This is a genomic window from Burkholderia sp. LFS061 (assembly GCF_047978125.1).
Lineage (GTDB): Bacteria > Pseudomonadota > Gammaproteobacteria > Burkholderiales > Burkholderiaceae > Burkholderia > Burkholderia pyrrocinia_C.
This window is the reverse complement of the sequence record NZ_JBFPFS010000026.1, coordinates 1-16,906: the sequence shown is the minus strand read 5'-3', so window position 1 is coordinate 16,906 and position 16,906 is coordinate 1. Positions and strand designations below refer to the sequence as shown.

Annotated in this window: 10 protein-coding genes and 1 pseudogene; 4 read left to right on the top strand and 7 right to left on the bottom strand. The window is 53.5% G+C overall.

Annotated features, from left to right (window positions below):
• Positions 1–60: 60 nt before the first annotated feature.
• Genes ACNQQL_RS21945 through ACNQQL_RS21930 form a run of 4 tightly spaced genes read right to left on the bottom strand, consistent with a single transcriptional unit; the run spans position 61 to position 5,225 of the window.
• The gene (locus ACNQQL_RS21945; protein ID WP_124597700.1) at positions 61–576 is read right to left on the bottom strand and encodes a hypothetical protein; all 516 of its coding nucleotides are present in this window, start codon (positions 574–576) and stop codon (positions 61–63) included.
• Positions 545–2,650 (bottom strand): hypothetical protein, encoded by a 2,106-nt coding sequence (locus ACNQQL_RS21940; RefSeq protein WP_347065653.1) that lies wholly within the window; start codon positions 2,648–2,650, stop codon positions 545–547. The genes ACNQQL_RS21945 and ACNQQL_RS21940 overlap by 32 nt, the downstream gene beginning before the upstream one ends.
• Complete coding sequence (locus ACNQQL_RS21935; protein WP_347065651.1) at positions 2,647–4,248, bottom strand: hypothetical protein; 1,602 nt, start codon at positions 4,246–4,248, stop codon at positions 2,647–2,649. The genes ACNQQL_RS21940 and ACNQQL_RS21935 overlap by 4 nt, the downstream gene beginning before the upstream one ends.
• On the bottom strand, positions 4,245–5,225 hold the full coding sequence (locus ACNQQL_RS21930; protein ID WP_347065649.1) for a site-specific integrase: 981 nt from the start codon (positions 5,223–5,225) through the stop codon (positions 4,245–4,247). The genes ACNQQL_RS21935 and ACNQQL_RS21930 overlap by 4 nt, the downstream gene beginning before the upstream one ends.
• Before the next feature lie 1,527 nt (positions 5,226–6,752).
• On the opposite strand from ACNQQL_RS21930, the gene ACNQQL_RS21925 reads away from it, so the two are divergent.
• The gene (locus tag ACNQQL_RS21925) at positions 6,753–8,780 is read left to right on the top strand and encodes an AAA family ATPase (protein WP_347065647.1); all 2,028 of its coding nucleotides are present in this window, start codon (positions 6,753–6,755) and stop codon (positions 8,778–8,780) included.
• A 157-nt stretch (positions 8,781–8,937) separates the two neighbouring features.
• On the opposite strand, the gene ACNQQL_RS21920 is transcribed toward ACNQQL_RS21925, so the two are convergent.
• The gene (locus tag ACNQQL_RS21920) at positions 8,938–9,495 is read right to left on the bottom strand and encodes a hypothetical protein (protein WP_347065645.1); all 558 of its coding nucleotides are present in this window, start codon (positions 9,493–9,495) and stop codon (positions 8,938–8,940) included.
• Positions 9,473–10,207: a hypothetical protein gene (locus ACNQQL_RS21915; RefSeq protein ID WP_347065643.1), complete on the bottom strand. Its 735-nt coding sequence runs from the start codon at positions 10,205–10,207 to the stop codon at positions 9,473–9,475. The genes ACNQQL_RS21920 and ACNQQL_RS21915 overlap by 23 nt, the downstream gene beginning before the upstream one ends.
• 764 nt (positions 10,208–10,971) lie before the next feature.
• Here ACNQQL_RS21915 and ACNQQL_RS21910 point away from each other — a divergent pair.
• The 3 genes from ACNQQL_RS21910 to ACNQQL_RS21900 are packed head-to-tail and all read left to right on the top strand — an operon-like array spanning position 10,972 to position 16,417.
• Positions 10,972–13,794 carry a type VI secretion system tip protein VgrG gene (locus ACNQQL_RS21910; RefSeq protein ID WP_347065641.1) on the top strand — a complete coding sequence of 941 codons (2,823 nt, stop codon included), beginning with the start codon at positions 10,972–10,974 and terminating at the stop codon, positions 13,792–13,794.
• A complete protein-coding gene (locus ACNQQL_RS21905; protein ID WP_347065638.1) occupies positions 13,791–15,383 on the top strand; it encodes a hypothetical protein in 1,593 nt (530 codons plus the stop codon). The genes ACNQQL_RS21910 and ACNQQL_RS21905 overlap by 4 nt, the downstream gene beginning before the upstream one ends.
• Complete coding sequence (locus ACNQQL_RS21900; RefSeq protein WP_347065636.1) at positions 15,383–16,417, top strand: PoNe immunity protein domain-containing protein; 1,035 nt, start codon at positions 15,383–15,385, stop codon at positions 16,415–16,417. The genes ACNQQL_RS21905 and ACNQQL_RS21900 overlap by 1 nt, the downstream gene beginning before the upstream one ends.
• Positions 16,418–16,485: 68 nt before the next feature.
• Here ACNQQL_RS21900 and ACNQQL_RS21895 read toward each other — a convergent pair.
• Positions 16,486–16,689: pseudogene (locus ACNQQL_RS21895) on the bottom strand (H-NS family nucleoid-associated regulatory protein); the annotation flags it as partial.
• Positions 16,690–16,906: the final 217 nt, after the last annotated feature.

Here is a 16,906-nt window from a genome sequence, read left to right as displayed (position 1 = left end):
CCGCTTAGTACTTCTCAGCCGGGAGAAATATCCGAAAGATTTGCATAGCACCATGTTTTTTCACGTCTTTTCGTCCGTATCAGAGTTTTCGTCACGCTCGCGAATCTTTCGCTTTCCGCGCTCCACTGCTGGCCGAGTCGCTGCAGTTGCCGTCCGGTAGGATGCCCGCGCACCGCGCAGCGTTGCCAGCGTCTCCCCGGTATGCCGACGGCCTGCCGACGAGATAGGTGCAAACAATATTTGGGGGTCGATTCCAAGTTCATCCGCATTGTGGATTACACGTTGCCACATTGTTTGCCACTCATCCTCGGCTGCCTGCAACCGCTCATTCTCAACCTTCAACCTTGCAAACTCATCTTGCACCGAGTCCAGACGGTCTCGAAATCGATTTACACAACCTCTCTGTCGGGTTTTCGCAGCGTCAAAAGCTTCCCGAATCGAAACTTTTGCCGCAAGTGCTGGCCGACTAAAATTCGTCAACTTTTCAATGTTCGACCAGTTTAAAGGTGTTCTTGGCCTCTTAACTTCCCATTCTTCTAGAATGTCAATCGCGGCGCGGATGTCCACTTCGGTCATCTTCCGATTCGGCCTGATTCGCCTCCCATTTTTTTTCGCACGTTCGTTCATCGCAGCCCCTCTTTTCCAAGTGTGTCAAAGCATCGCGGTATGTTTGTAATTTTTTAATTTGGTGCTCAAGTGCGGATGATGCGTTATACAAGCTCTTCTTCACATTCTTCGTCAGCACCTCTATTTGAATCACCGTAATTTCTATGGCAAAAGTAAGAAACTCCCTCTTCTCAAGCTGCGAATCAAGCAGCAAGTCCTCGCAACCAGAGTCGCAGTCATAGTGCAACGAGCAAGACGCCTGCGAGAAATCTCGCGTACACATTCCAAATGGAGTAAGGTGAATCGTTCGAACACGAGCCTCGAGATAAGCCTCGGCCATTTTTTTGGGAGCCTTCCCGAGCGCCTCAGGAAGTTTTCCCTTGAAGCGCGGAGTCATTATCAGAGGCCTGATTTCATTTGCGCGTTCGTAAGCCGTTTTGCTCTGATAATTAGCATTCTGACTCTGCTTGCGCCCAAACCATTCGGCTTGAGCGAGTTCAGATAACCCTCCTTTCTCGAGCAAGTCATTGATGAAACGGCGCAAGCCATGCATCTCCGTTTCAATAGGTATACCATCATCACCAGCAATCCCATAGTCATCAAACCCAGAGCGAGTGTATTTTCGGCTGCAGAGAAAATCCGCAAGCACGAAAGGCTCCAATGGAATGACTGCATAACGGAGCTTCGTATTACTTCCTCTCCTCAACTCATTCGGAAACGTTATTCCGACTATTTCCGATAGGTAAACCGGTGAGCCGCTTTGCTGACGCAAAACCGGAGTCTTCAGCACCTCCCTCGCAAGCGCCACATAGAGGTCACGTCCCCGGACGAGATGCGCGTGGCCCCTCATTCCAATCGGCTCGACCTGGCGTGCTTTGCAGAAATCGCGCCCCGACTTCCCCAGCTCAAAATATAGCTCGACCTCTTTATATGTCAAACTCTCGGGCAAAGGCACTGGCAGATGCGGTTGAAATCCATTATCCTCAATCTTCTTTGCAATATCTCTCGCCTCAGAGGTAAGTTCAGCGAGCTCTTCGAATATGTCTTGAACGAGCTCAATCCAAATTGTTGGCACCACCTTCCTGTTAAGGCCCATGTACACCAACTCCTTCCCACCCACCCCTACCTCACTTATAACTGGGCAATTTCCCTCCGGACCTCGCCTCTTTAAGCGGAAATAACACAGAAACAAAGTCCCTTCAGAGTCTTTCCGGAGAGCGTTAATTGGAAGCGTCAAAACTTCGCGACTTCGCAACCCAAAAATAACCGCAAGAGAACAAAGACAAATAAGGAATCTATCGCGCTTATTTTCACGCGGAATATTCTGATAGAGTTCGCCGATTGCCCGCACAACATCTTTCGAAGCAAATCTCGCGGATTTCACCGACTGACTGCTTGCATCCGGATTCGCAAGTTCGTCTACTGTGTCCATTCCTTCCGCCGAAATACGTGTCCGGAAGTTCAATCTCGTCTTCGTCAGTCCATTTTCGTCAAGGAACTTTGAAAATCCCTCGATGGCTATTGCACGAACATACGCAGTACTATGAGCATAATCATTCAGCAACCTCTCCGCGGTTTCGAAGTGCTTCCTCGTTATCAGCTCGACCTCGTATCCCACGTCTTTCAACGCCGGCCCCAAAATTCTCAAAACATCAAAGTTCCGCCTCATCATTTGACGCCCCGTTCCATTGACGAACTGCAACAGCACAATATAGGCCTTGCCGAGCTCCATGAAAGAAAATGCACCGCTGATAGAAAAGTCATTCCCGGAGACTATGTCGCTGAAGTTGAGCGAGACGACTTTCCTACGACCAATCTCCTCGTTATTGTCAACAGAGAAGGCATGATAATGTCCTTGAGTATCAAAGTTCGCACCGACGTCCCAGTTAGGCGCATCCCAATCACATACAAGCGGATTTACAGCCTTTGCCCTCTTTATTATTTCCACGAAATTTACATTTGGGTCGTTCGACACATTTGCGAGGAAACGTAGAGCATTGTCTTTCAATCGACGGCACTTCTTTGACATCTGCCCTTTCTTCATTTTTTATAATCCTTATGGGCGCACTGCTCTATAACATGAAGAATTCTTCGTTTCAAAACCATCAAATTTTCCACAGCATTTTTGAATCCCTCGACCAGAATGATACGAGCATCAACTTCAGCAAGTGCTCGATGGTGTGGACCTTCGAAAAACGGCTCGTGTTTTGGGCACCCATAACACGCAAGCGGAATATCAAGTTCACACGAAGCAGTCTTTCTGTTACACGCCCCGGACTCGTCATCGCCCGAGTTCCTACCAGGCATCTCGTCACCCCCCGGCGGCAAAACAATGACTCGAGAACTATTCTTTTCTTTTTCCCATTTTCGCTTCCGAACAGGTCGATTAAAGAAGCCAAGCAACTCCTTCCCTTCCCCTGCAAGAGCGTTATCAATAGCCTCCAACATGTCAGAGCTATACGAATAATAAACCTCAACTGTTTTCGTATTTGAATGGTCTAACATATATGCCAACTCAGACCGAGACATGCCCATACGGGCACAGGAAGTACCAAGCGTGTATCGGAGCCTACGAGGCGTCAGATGAAGCAATTTATTTTCAACTCTCGACGGAACCTGTAGACGCGAAACAAAAGTGTGAAGCAATCCGCCATACTCACTCGAGTCCATTGACAACTCTGTGAGCGTAAAATCCATATCAGCATGCGGGATAGCTTTCAGATTCACAAATAGAGGTCGGGCCACACCTTTCCGTAGACCCAATTCATCGTTCGACCTAATCAAGGCTAATACAGACTCCATTACCTCGCGCTGACAATAGAGTTTCGCCGTCTTATGGCGTCCATGTCTGGTTCCAGTTTTTTTTATACGAGGCATGTCAACTAGCCAGCCCTCGTCTCCTTCCGACACGTTCCCGAGTACATTGTAAAAATGACCCTCGAGCAACAAACAATAGCTTCTCGGATTTCTTCCAAAAGCCATGCAGAGCCGCAAGGCCGCTCGTTCTTGGACGCTGCGGTGTTCCTGAGAAGTATCCGCTTCCAATGCAACATTCAGCGCGTGAATTTCCTGTAAACTCAACGGACCGACATCTGGGTCGAGACTGTGGACGTTGAGTCCAGTAGGGTTTTGCGGAATCGGTACTTTATAGAGTGTCAGACAAAATTCGGCACTAAAACCTTCATCCTGCCAATTGTCTGTGCAGTATGAGTACCATGAGCGAATACGCCAAAATCGCCACAATCTTTTCTCACTGCGCAACGCATCAATTGTGTTGATAAGCCACTTCTCCACTAATGTCCTGAATTCGGCCGCACTCGTTCCAAATGCGCTTTCCCACAACTGCTCAGGTACCTTGCGGATGCAATACGAAAAATCTATAAGGATGTTGGCCAAGTTTGAAGGTGAGTCGCTGCGTGCGTGATGAGCCACGTAATGTTGTATCGACCTCCGCAACGGCCCGTCGCCGATTGGAAGCGAAGACCAGTCAAGGAACACATAACGATGGTCATCATCGAATCTCCAAACATCTCCGTCTATCAGGACGTATCTTCCCGCCCTGTCGAGCAACGGGCCGACCACTGGCTCAATTTCTAACGTGGTTCTGAGATTTAATTCCCGCTGGATAGGCCAGTTCTTCATATCTTAAAAATATTCGATTGATGCTTTCGAGTGTTTTTAATTCTCGATTCTTCGGTGTTACGTTTGTTATAGGTATTCACGGTCATCTTACTTTTCCAACCATTGGCGCTCATCAGCATTGCAACTGTCTCACCTTCGGAGTGTCCTTCTTCAATCAGCATGGCCTCCAATCCAGTCGTAAATGTGTGTCGCCCTATATGCGGATGGATTCGTATTCCCATTGGTTCGCTCAGACCAGCAAACACCTCGTTGATGCTGTATATACTTAAGGGCGCCCCATTTCGGCTGTTAACAAACAAATATGGATGCGTCAGAGCCTGCGGAGTAAGTGGTCTGATTTCTCGGATGTAATCTTCAATCGACTGCCATAGGCAAACATCTATCGGGATAGCCCTGGCGAGCGACTTGACAACAGGTTGTCGCAGCCGTGGGTCATCGGCATCATCGGGCCTCCGCATAACACGGATGAAGGGCTCATGCTTGACTAAAACAACGTCGTCGACACGCAGATTTCCCAACTCTCCCCGGCGTATTCCGCTTTTGAATAGCAAGTGAACCATTGTCTCGTTTCGGCGTTTGCAGATGTATCCACGCCAAGGATTTACCGGAGATGATGGGGAACTGATTTCGAACAACCGCAGTTGCTCCTCCTCGCTAAGGGCAAACCTTTCTTCCGGGTCCTGCGAGCCAAGTCGCTGTGAGTCTAAAAATCGCTGAAGGGAATCTACTTGTGCCCTGCAGCGAGTCACCTCGGATGAGTTTCCGCCTCCCCCGACAACGTAACCCTCCAGCGCCTGCACCATATAGTCTTCCAACGTCGCCAATCTGGAGTTAAATGTGTCATTTGATACGTAGAGTGTTTTTGGGCTTCCACTCGCCGAAAAAGAGCGAACTTTCAGCCATGGCAACAAGCTATTTCGAACTCTAGAAAGATTCGGGATTTGACCACTCTGCAAAATTTCCTCGAAATCTGGCATGCACGCGCGAACCCACCAAAATATGTGACAAAGTTGCCATGCAACCGTCACCAGCGTCGCAGCCGAGACTCGCACTCTCAAAGACAGGAGATATCTGTTTGGTTCCAAAAGAGGTAGTCGTGTATCTCGGAATATGAGGATTGGGAGTCGTTCCATACGACCATCGCTCACGGTCCGCCGCCTGTCATTTAGGGCAATTGGATTTCCCCCGTCGACCATAACTGCTCTGCATTTGGTATAGGTTACTCCACCATGGACATCCTTTTTTTCAGTAGCGTACATAGCCTGCCCCGTGCAGCGATTTCATGAACATTTATTAAACAAACCACCCCATAAATTTACCAATACTCAAAAAAATCACTCAATCTAAAATTAGTTTATCTCGCAGCACTATTCTCATCCATTTTTGACTCTGTAACCCACACCCCAAATAAGTGAAGAGCTCAAGCAATCGTCCACTATCCTTTTAACCAGAGCAGGATTCTCGACGAAGCCCCTCTCAGCACCAGCGTCTATATGCCCTTTGACCGCGCACTCTGGAATCAACATTTCAACTCGTGCTTGTACGGCAGAAAGATAAATCATCAATGCAGGCGAGCGGAGCACAATTGCCGGTTAGCGCTGACATGACTTGACGGAGAGTAAGACAGTGGCAGGCCTGTGGACTAGGCAAACTCGAAGAGAATCTGACTCCGCGATTTGACGCTTTCAAAACTGTCGCTGTCGTTGGGTGATACTGTCAGTTCATGTTTGCGAGCAATCACTTACCTGCAGACAGGCTCACCGTCGATAGGGAAGCGATAAGTCGAGCAGTCTGAACGGCTTTTAGGGTGGGTGGATTCTCCTCATAAATCACATAAACTGCATCAATTTTTCTTTTCTGTGCAGTCGAATTCGACGGGGCTCAGGCGCGCCGGCCTGCATCGGCATTTTCACCATTACCACCGTCCTCGGTTGGTCCATGCTGGGGCCAATCGCTTCGGCAAGCCGTTCGCAGCGACCATCGGTCCGAAGACGTCGAACATACAAATCGTAACCCCCGAAGCAATAGCAAGGCCGAGGACTCCGTGACGATGACGAAGCGCAATCACGGGACCTTCATGCGGAAATCTGGTGCGACGACGGCCGTATAGCAATACCAATAGCTAGGCGAATTTCGATGCGCCGCGCACCCGTTTGCTTAGTGTGAGGCCGAGCCCGAAACTACCAACTCAACTCCATACGTACCCATACAGGTAAGGCACTTGTTGGGGAATTCACATCTCAGCGAGTGGGCCATCTTGCGACCGCCCCGGCGCACTCAGTCGTTCAAACAGCCAAAGTGATACATCAGTGTCCAAAAGTCCCGCAACAAAGACAGAATTCCAATTGTTCTTGCCTCCATGCGATTCATCGGTCAGCGCGAGTTCCTCCGTGATGATTTCGCGTAGCCGCCCGATATCATTCTATGTGTTGCGTGTCGAAGCACGTCCTTTTTCGGTGAACCCGCTCAGGTAATATATGGGAACTGCGCAGCGGAGACCACGCATGAAACTCGATTCCTTTCGGGTACGAAACTATCGTTCCATCAACGACAGCGGGGACATCTCTGTTTCCCGCATCACCGCGCTCCTTGGACGAAATGAAAGCGGCAAATCCAACCTGCTGCGGGCTCTCCATAGTCTGAACCCTGTTGATGGGTTCAAGACACTGAGCCCGATAAAGGACTTTCCTCGGCATCGGAGACTCGAAGAGTGCACCGAGAGCACGGAAGTGCTGTCCACGACCTGGCTACTGGAAGAGAAAGATAGAACTGCGCTGCAAAGGATGATTCCCAGAGCAGCCGATGTAAGGTCCGTGGTTATCGCACGCACCTACAACGGAACACAAAGAGCGGTAAGCTTCCCTGAACTGGGTGATATCGTCTTCGACGAAGGCGATATTCGAACTAAGTACAAAAAGGTTGCCGCTGGTGTCCGTGCGCTGGCCGCGAAGCGAGAAAGCCCTACTGCACTCGAAGAGGCAGCAGACGCGTTCGAGGCAACCATGAGCCCGACCGACGAGCATGAAGCATGGTCCGCCTCTGCTATACAGGCAACGAAGGCTCTGAGAACGGCTCTCGCCAGCGAAGATTCTGACCTAACGGACAAGCAGGAGGAGTTGCTCGCCGAACTGGAGACATTAGCTGAATCAATCAGGGACGACAATGCCAAACTGGCGGCAGCTGAAAAATGGGTTCTCGAAGCTCTTCCCAAGTTCATCTTTGTGGATGAATATCCGGAACTGGCCGGCCATCAGGACATTGCAAGCTACTTGCAAAGGAAGTCGAATTCCCAGCTCACCGAAGCTGACCGGAACTTCGAGAAGCTATGCAAGGTCGCTGGGCTGAATCCTGCATCACTGCACCAACTCTTGGAGCAGAACGACCACGAAACTCGAAACCAACTGGTTAATCGAGCGAGCGCTGTCGTTACCTCTGAGGTTCGGCGGCTTTGGAAGGATAGACCGCTCAAAATTCGATTCAATCTCGATGCACGCTTCCTAGAGACAATGATTTCAGACCCAACGTCCACCTACGACGTCGAGGTCAATCTCAACGAGCGAAGCCGCGGCTTCCAGTGGTTTTTCGCGTTCTATGTGACGTTCTCGGCAGACACTGACGGAGGTCATGCTGAGAATGCCGTACTTCTTCTGGATGAACCTGGTCTATATCTGCATGCAAAATCGCAGTCAGACTTGCTACACCATTTTGAAGTTGACTTTACCAACCAAATTCTTTACACGACTCACTCGCCGTTTATGGTGCCAACGCAGGCGCTTGATTCGGTCCGCACCGTCAACATCTCCGAACAGGCTGGAACCACTGTTACCAACGACCCCAGTGGCGACGCGAGGACGCTATTCCCGCTTCAGGCCGCATTAGGCTACAACCTTGCTCAAAGCCTCTTCGTAGGTCCTAACAATCTTGTCGTAGAAGGCGTTACCGACTTCTGGATACTCAGCGCGGTCAGCGCCTACTTGGCGGACAAGGGCCGTACCGCGCTCAGCGCTGACCTCACCCTGACGCCCGCGGGCGGTGCACAAAAGGTCTCCTACATGGTCACCCTGTTGACATCGGAGGCACTTAACGTACTCGTCCTGCTCGACAGCGAGAAAGACGCCAAGGCAACGAAAGATGAACTGCTGCGTGCGAAGCTTATTCGTGACAAGAATGTCGTCTTTGTTGCGGAGGCAATTTCCCCTTCCCCCAACGAGGCCGATATCGAGGATTTGTTGGACCCGTCAGTCTACGAAGGCCTTGTGCGTGAGAGCTATAGCACCGAGCTAAAGGGCAAGGCGCTAACGCTAAACAACCATGTGCCGCGAATCGCAAGGCGCATAGAGCAGGCCCTCGAGGAGCTCGGCATAGGTTTCCACAAAACGCGGCCGACGCGTTTATTCCTTACGAAGATAGCAACGGAGCCAGACAAGGTTCTAACGGAACAGAGCCTGAAGCGGTTCGAGGAGTTGTTCAAAATCGTCAACAGTCGCCTGAAGGCCCACGTAGAACGGAACGAGAAACCTTTCGGAAGCTGATATTCCGCTTGCCCCATTGCATCTATAAGGATGCAATGGGGCTTCGAGCATCAACGACAAGATTTAGGGTCTCCCGTCGGGATTTATCAAAAAACCCGACGGAGACGCAGCAGGAAGGCATCGCACTGATGTACCTTCGAAGCACGCCAGATGCGCATCATTTGACCCAGACTGGAATGTGGTATCCCTTCCCATACACATCATTCTCAACCCGTATACAAACGATGGTTTTTCCGGTTTTCAGTTGGCATGTTCCGACGTCGAGCCGGCCACCGTGGCTGTTGAGGGTATCAACGGTTTGCTGCAGGCTGGCCCTTTCCTTTTCGAGCTGACGAACCTCGTATGCAGTAATTCCATACCAAATCCCCATTGCAACCAACGTGGCAAGAATTGCGGGCAGAAATACAAAGAATGTCGCACTCTTCCTCGCACGTTGAAACGCATCTGCCGCTTCAGCTGCTTTCATGTTCGCGTCCGTCACTTTCTTGACGAACTCCGCGCGCACGGTTTCCAACGTGCTCGCAAGGTCCGCCTTGACGGTCTTAACGACATTCTCGCCTAACTCATGCCCCTGCTTTTCAAGCGCTCTCGATACGCGGTTCATTTCATCGATGGCTTCAGCCGTCAACTTCTGGTCGCGGATGGCGTGCTCTAGTAGGGTCCCAAGAGTATCGTAGAAAATTCTCTTGCGTTCAGCGGGAGAAGCTTGGTCCATCACGTTCCATTTCCCTCGTTAACGAAATACCTCGCACCTTTGCCCTCACGGCATTCTCACGACGCTGTTCTATGTCTTTTGCCTGCATCCGCTCGAAGTACACCTCTCGGACCAGCCTATGGTTCAGCAGTAGGTCCCGAATATCGGCAACAGGCACATAGCGGATGCCATGTTCTTTGGTGTAGTTGACGATGAGACCACCCGATGCTCCTTGCAGACCACCGTGGGAGACGGCAACCAAATTGATGTATTCCTCATAGGCGGCCCGCGTTTCTGCATCAATCTCCTTGGAAACAGCATCTAGAGCGGTAGCGTTCGTGAACTTCTCGATGGTTGTACCAACGACCCTCTTGTCTGCAAAGTCAAGGTAAGGAACGACACGCGATACTAAGCTCGCCGCTTCCTCCGATGTCTCGATGTACCAGTGAATCTCTCGTGAAATTGCCTGCATGTAGGCATCGTCGACCAATGTTCTCGACAATATTACGCGCTTGGTCGCCTCCTTTTCGGAGTCATTCTTGCTACGTTTGAACTCCAATAGCCGCGTGACACCAGCATTTGCGAACATGAGGTCGCCAAGCGCTCGGTCAATCGGCGTCTGCTGAAGCAAATTGATGCACATTGGCCGCACATCGGCTGTACTAACCTGACCGATGGCAAGCCCGAAGCTATAAAGAAAGTTACCAATCACAATGTTCTCGTATGGTTCCATCAGGCTCCCATGTCCAAAGTAGAGTTATACATATCGGCTACCGCCATTCGATTCTCGTTAGGAAAAATCCTACCTATGCAATCAGGTCAACGGCAGTACTACGTCTATTCTTTAGCCCCTTAGAGCGCGCAGACCAACTACCAGTTGTGAGACGCAAGCTGCGCAGCAGCCTCTCGACAAGCCGCCAATGTTGGACAGACGGAGCCTTGTCCGCACCAACTTTCTCCACCGCCTCGCGGGGCTGCCTCAGTAATTTCCCGCGGAGCAGAGAAGCGCCTGGCCGTGATGTAACTGAGCGAACTGCCTTCCTCTAGGCGTGGCGTCACCGCATATTGCCCAGGCAAAGCTCGCAGCGTTACGCCTTGCTCCATTCATACCTTGTGTTCCATTCTGTCTGGGTTGCACAAGCGCTCCGCCGGACTCAGCAACATGGCGGCAACTGCTAATCGCCAAATCATCGCGTCCGCAATCGAAGGCGGACGCAACCTGTATAAAAAACCAGGCTGTATGCGCGGACACGTACTGCTCGCTACGCCCTGTATAACAGGGGTTTCGCAGTACTGCACTTTCCGCAAAAAGTACAGCAGATTTGGGGCCAGATTCCCCAAAATTTTCTCACTCCTGCTGAGAAAGCGCGAGAAAACGGGAGAGTTCTCACTCCATACCTTTCGGGGCACACAGTTGCGTCTGTCATATTGCCTGCATAGGGTCTTCCCTATATGATTTTGCTCGGCCGTGAGAGAGGCTAGGACAAGGAAAATCAAATGGGAGCGCAGGACCTTATCGCGTTGATAAATTCGGGGTTACTCCAGTCCGACCGGATTGTGAAATTGGATACCCCGGTCGGGCCGAATGTGCTGCTGCCACATATCGTGGTGGCTACTGCGCGCCTGGGTGGCAATTTCGAGATTGCCGTCGATATTATTTCGACGCAGGATTCAATCGAGCTGAAGTCCCTTATTGCGCAGCCCGTCACACTTTGGATTCAGCAGTCCGACAAGACGTATCGTCCGCGACACGGGTATGTTCACACGGCACGCCGACTGGGTGCCGACGGGCGGCTCATCAGCCTGCAGCTAATTTTCTCGTCGTGGCTTCACTTCCTGAAGTTCCGCAAGGACGCGCGAATATTCCAGGACCAGACCGTCGAAGCCATTCTGGAAACGGTGTTCCAAGGCCATCCTCAGGCGGTTGGGGCGTACCGAATCGAGGTGAGCAAACCGTCACCTGCACGCTCGTTCTGCGTGCAGTACGAAGACGATTGGAACTTCGTGCACCGGCTGATGGAGTCAGAAGGCTGGTTCTATTACTTCGAGCATGCCGGCGACGGTAAATCTCACACCCTCGTCGTCACAGACGACCTGTATTCACTCAAGCCGCTTGAGCCGGAACAGGTCCGGTTCTATCGTGCCGGCGTCACGCGCCAGCCCGACGCGTTCATGTACTGGTCGGGCACGCGGACCTTACAGAGCACGTCGTATTCGACGAGTACGTTCGACTATAAGAATCCCGAGGCACGCAAGGAAAAATCGTTTCCTACCGTCACGAACCAGGGCGAGCTTCCGCAGCAGGCCGAGGTCTACGAGTACACGGGGCCATACACGTACCTCGATGATGACCGCGGCGACCGGTTGACCAAGCTCAAGCTCGAGGAATGGGAGTCGCGCGCGAAGCGATTCCACGGTGTAGGTAGCGTACCGAGTATCGACGTCGGTGGCTGGTTCAGTTTGTTGGACCACCCGGAACACGACCGCGATAGTGCCGAGGACCGCAAGTTCGTCGTTGTCGAAACTAACTGGTACATCCGCAACAATCTGCCGGTTGGGGAAACGCGCCCCTATCCGCATGGCCTCGATGCCCGTCTTGCCGAGGTTCGTGATGCTCACGAGGAGTCGGCAACTGCGTTCGCGGTCAATGATGCTTCAGGCAGCGAGGGCTTCTTCCTCGTTGAGGTCGAAGCCCAGCGCCAGAAGGTGCCGTTTCGCAGCCCGTTCGAACACCGTAAACCCGTCATGCATCTTCAGACGGCGATGGTCGTCGGCCCTGGCAACGAGGAGGTCTACACCGATTCGCTGAACCGTATCCTGGTGCGCATGCACTGGGACCGACGTGAGGGCATCGGAGCGACATGCTGGGTGCGCGTTTCCTATTCCGATACTGGCGGCGGCTACGGCAGCGTGCACGTGCCGCGCGTTGGCGAAGAAGTGGCCATCGAATGGCTTGGTGGTGATTGCGACCGTCCCATTGCAACAGGCCGCGTCTACAACGGTGCAACGCAGCCGCGCTGGCATTCGAACGGCATCCTGTCAGGCTTCAGCTCGAAGGAATACGGCGGCAACGGTTACAACCACCTCGTGATGGACGATGCGACCGGGCAGAACCGGCTGCAACTGTTCTCGTCGCAAGGCAGTTCCATGCTTCACCTGGGATACCTGATTGCCCAGGACGGCAATGTCCGCGGCAGCTATCTCGGCAGCGGCTTCGACCTTCGCACCGATGCGTACGGCGCGATTCGCGCCAATCGGGGGCTTTTCCTCACGACCCATCCTGGTTCGGGTGCGGCGCACCAGCAGTTGGAGGTCCGACAGGCCCAGCAGCAACTCACCAGCGCTCACAACTTGGTCGAGTCGCTGTCCGATGTCAGCGCCCTTCACCAGGCCGAAAGCCTGAAAGCTGGCCACGACGCGCTCAAGGCTTTCACGGACGCCACGACCGACAACGTTCAGGGGCAAGACCAGGGGAGCGGCGGCCGCACGGCGGGAGGCGGCACGGGCGCAGCCAACGCGTTCAAAAAACCTATTCTTCTGGCCGCAACCCCGGCGGGCATTGCACTGTCGACGCAGCAGTCGGTGCACTTGGGTGCGGACGAACACGTGAACGTGGTCAGCGGCCAGAGCACCCACATCGCGGCCGGAAAATCGCTGCTTGCGAGTGTCGCCGAACGCATCAGCCTGTTCGCCCAGAACGCCGGGATGAAGCTCTTCACTGCGAAGGGCAAGGTGGAAATCCAGGCGCAGTCGGACAACATCGAAGTGACCGCGCAAAAAACGGTAAAGGTGCTATCGGCGACCGAGAAGGTCGAAGTGGCCGCGAGTCAGGGCATCCTGCTGACCTCAGGTGGCGCGTATATCCGCATTCAGGGCGGCAATATCGAGATTCACGCTCCGGGCAAGATAGACATCAAGGGAGCGCAGCATGCGTTCGCCGGCCCCACAAGCGCACCCTACGATTTGCCGGCCCTGCCCAAGGGCGACCTGCACAACAAGCTCGAACTGAATCTCACGGACGACAACCTCAAGGCTTTGCCTCAAGCTCCCTACAAAGTCGTGTTTGAGAACGGGACGACTCTGGCTGGCAATCTCGATGGAAACGGCCACGCGGTCCTGCGCGACGTACCAGACGGCACCGCAAAAGTCTTCTTCGGGGAGGACGCCCGCCCATTCACGCCCCAGCCAGTCCCTGCGCCCACGGAGCTCGCGCAGCCTGATGTTCTCAAAGAACTGCATGCAGCCGGGCACGGGGGCATTACGGAGGAAAACCTCTACAGCCTGTTCAACAAATTTTCTGGCCGGCCGGATGTGAAATGAACGAAAGCGACCAACAAGCAATTGAAGAAGCCGTCAAAGAGATTGGCTGGTCGATGGCCACCAACGCTGTCCCACTGTTCTACGTCGCGCAGAACGTGTACGACACCACGGAGAGCGTCTGGACTGTATGGAATGCTCGCGAGAGCGTGGACGAGATGACGAAAATCGAGGCCGGCATCGACCTGGTGTTTGCCGTCGTGGGCTGGGTCCCTGTCGTCGGCGCCGGTGTCAAGCGTACGTTCCGACTCGTCAATCACAAGTCTGAAATCTATGGCCCGCTGCTGTTCGACATTCTGCGTCTGGTGCTCCAGCAAGCGCACATCCAGACCAGTCCGGATGCGCTGATTGACAAGCTGTTCGACGCCACCGGCGTCAAGAAGTACCTGACTGAGGCTCGCGAGCACATCCAGAAATCATGGCTGTATCGTGAGATGCCGTCCGCGATGCAGGCCACGTTTATGCAGGCGCTGACCTTCGTCGAAACGAACCTGCCGTACTGGCTCGCGCAATTCGTCCAACGCAAGCTGCTCCACTGGCGCAAGAAGCAGCCGAATTCGTCGGCGGTCAGCACGCTGGATGAGCATCGGACCACCGAGAAGCCTGGCGCGAAGGGCGAAGAGGCGAAAGCCGGTCATGACCGCCCGGTCGAGACACCCTCACGGGGAGTAGTGAATGCCAAGCTCGCTGTAACCGACATCACAACAAGCGTCACCGGCATTCTGGGCGAACACATCGGCGACTATTACTGTTATGAGAAGCTCAAGTGGGGCAACGGATGGAAAGACCACGACAAGGGGCTGAGTGGCAAATGGAGTGAGCAACCCGGCCTTCGGGTCATGGGGAAGCTCAACGACAAGGGCAAGCTGAACAAGCTGTTCGACTTCAAAGCGCGTGGGCACGGTATCGATGGCGTCTGGCGTGCTGCACCCTTCAGCAATCAAACGAAGGACTTCGCTATCGTCGAAATCAAGGCATCGACAACGACACGAAAGCTGAAAAACCCAGACGCCAAGCCCAGCATCGCGAGCAAGCTCGGAACGATTAAGGAGAAAGTGCGCCCTCCTGCTCAGGACCTTCTCGAGCCACCTGAAGATAACGGGCCGGCGTTACCTACCAAGGGAAGTGGTAAGCCAGGAGGTGGAGGCAAGCCGGCGACTGGTGGCGGCAAGCCCTCGCCGGGTGGCGGAAAACCAACGCCAGGCGGCGCCTCAAATGAGAGTAGTCCTCCGAGAAAGCAACAATCTGATTCTCCGACGCCGACAACGGAAACAATTCCAACGGACAAGAATGCTCCAGCCGGACCTAGCAGCGCAAAAATCGCCAGGGTTCAAATGAGTCACGAATGGATTGAAGCAAGGCTTCCCGGGGCAGTTTCGGACCAGCGTCTGGTAGACACCATCCTGAGGTCAGGATACTCGCGACATCTCTTGTATGTTCCGTTTTATCTTCCGTCCGCGGTGCAGCACGTCGAAGCGCTAACCACGGGCGCTGAACACGAACATGCAGACCACGACCTCCCCTTCACCCATCACTACAAGGACGGAGAGGTTGAGGAAGCGGTCAAGCTCAAAGCGAGCAGGATAAAATAGTGCAGGGCAACGAGATTATTGATATGAGCGAAGACTTCGATTCGAAGCGACGACAGCGTTTCCTTGGCGAAGACTACTTCACGTGGCGCTTGAGCCTCTTGGATGAAGGCATCACGTATTGGTCCGAAAATACTGCTCCAACCGGCAGCACCGAGAACGAGCGGAAGGCGCTGACGCAGCGCTACCTCGTTTCCGATATCTATCGACGCTTCCTGCTCATGTACACAGGTGGCGCGGATATCGAGCGAATGCGTAGTGAGCTCGAACCAGTAGTCGACGCATATGAACGGTACACGAAAGCCCAACGCCTGAACCGGCAAGACGCCAGCGAGCCGCCACTGGTTTTTGAGGAAATTGGCGAGTATGAGACGGTAATGCAGCTAATTGGCTTTTGCTATCTGCTGCATCGACGCGACTTGCTTCCGCGGATTGTCGAGATGTTCGACCCCTCGTATCGGGGGAAAGACACCTTGTATGAGGACCTGCTGGCGTACGAACTCGAAGGCCGAATAAACGTAGATAGCTGGTATCACGACGTACCGTACCGGCCCCTCGTTTTCAGTCTATATCGCGAAACGAAATCGGAGTCAGTCGACGACCTGACAGAATACCTCGATGCGTGGTATCGAGGCATGGCAGCCGCTCCGTGGCACGACGGCCACCTCGAAGCCCAGAAGAATGCCAAGGGTACCTATGTCGGCTACTGGGCTGTAGAAGCAGCAGCTGTCGCATTTCTGCTGCAGCTAGACGACAGCTCTTTCCGCGACCACCTGTTGTACCCGAAGGACCTCGCTAATTTCGCCCGCAGCTTCGACGCATCAAAGGAAACGACGCCGACGTTTCAAGTTGGCGCCGCAACGACGGTGCGTACAGGCCAGACGTGCCCGGAGACGGGAATTTGGAAAGCGCAGGGACACAACGTGCCCGGCGTGATGGTGCACCAAGGCGAGCGCATGCCGGAAGTGTTCGCTCCGGACCGGTCAGGTGCGTACCGTTCCCAACCTGCGCTCTGGGAGTATGAACGCCAGGCCTGACGTATAGACGAGTCCTCCAAGCCGCACGCACAAATTTTGATGCGTGCGGTCTTGCCGAACTTAACACCTTACTTTGCGATGAGGAAACGGTCGCGATTCTTTGCGTCGCGAATCCAGAGCGGAGCACGACCGCGCCCAGACCACGTTTCGCCAGTCTTCGGATTCTGGTATTTCGGCTCCGCAGCCGCTGCTGAGCTCTCAGCCTTCTTTGCGCGCTTGCGACCGAAAATCTGGTCTTCAGTGATGCCGTACTCGGCGACAAGTTCGCGAACCGTAAGCGGCTAGCGAACCCATCTTGAGTTTGACCGAGACGCTTGGGAGTATCGTGTCCACCTAACGAATAAGCGGACACGTGAACACTATCGAATCGGAATCACTCCCGGAGCGTCGTCGTCGGCAACGCTACAGCGAGGAGTTCAAAGCGCGTGTGGTTGCTGCCTGCCAGGGAATCGGCGTATCGGTTGCGGCGGTCGCGCTGGAACACAGGCT

Bases quoted from the DNA above. Each gene is read 5' to 3' on its own strand.
- ACNQQL_RS21945 (WP_124597700.1), bottom strand. From the start codon at position 576: ATGACCGAAGTGGACATCCGCGCCGCGATTGACATTCTAGAAGAATGG.
- ACNQQL_RS21910 (WP_347065641.1), top strand. From the start codon at position 10,972: ATGGGAGCGCAGGACCTTATCGCGTTGATAAATTCGGGGTTACTCCAG.
- ACNQQL_RS21930 (WP_347065649.1), bottom strand. From the start codon at position 5,225: ATGCCAGATTTCGAGGAAATTTTGCAGAGTGGTCAAATCCCGAATCTT.
- ACNQQL_RS21935 (WP_347065651.1), bottom strand. From the start codon at position 4,248: ATGAAGAACTGGCCTATCCAGCGGGAATTAAATCTCAGAACCACGTTA.
- ACNQQL_RS21905 (WP_347065638.1), top strand. From the start codon at position 13,791: ATGAACGAAAGCGACCAACAAGCAATTGAAGAAGCCGTCAAAGAGATT.
- ACNQQL_RS21915 (WP_347065643.1), bottom strand. From the start codon at position 10,207: ATGGAACCATACGAGAACATTGTGATTGGTAACTTTCTTTATAGCTTC.
- ACNQQL_RS21925 (WP_347065647.1), top strand. From the start codon at position 6,753: ATGAAACTCGATTCCTTTCGGGTACGAAACTATCGTTCCATCAACGAC.
- ACNQQL_RS21920 (WP_347065645.1), bottom strand. From the start codon at position 9,495: ATGGACCAAGCTTCTCCCGCTGAACGCAAGAGAATTTTCTACGATACT.
- ACNQQL_RS21940 (WP_347065653.1), bottom strand. From the start codon at position 2,650: ATGAAGAAAGGGCAGATGTCAAAGAAGTGCCGTCGATTGAAAGACAAT.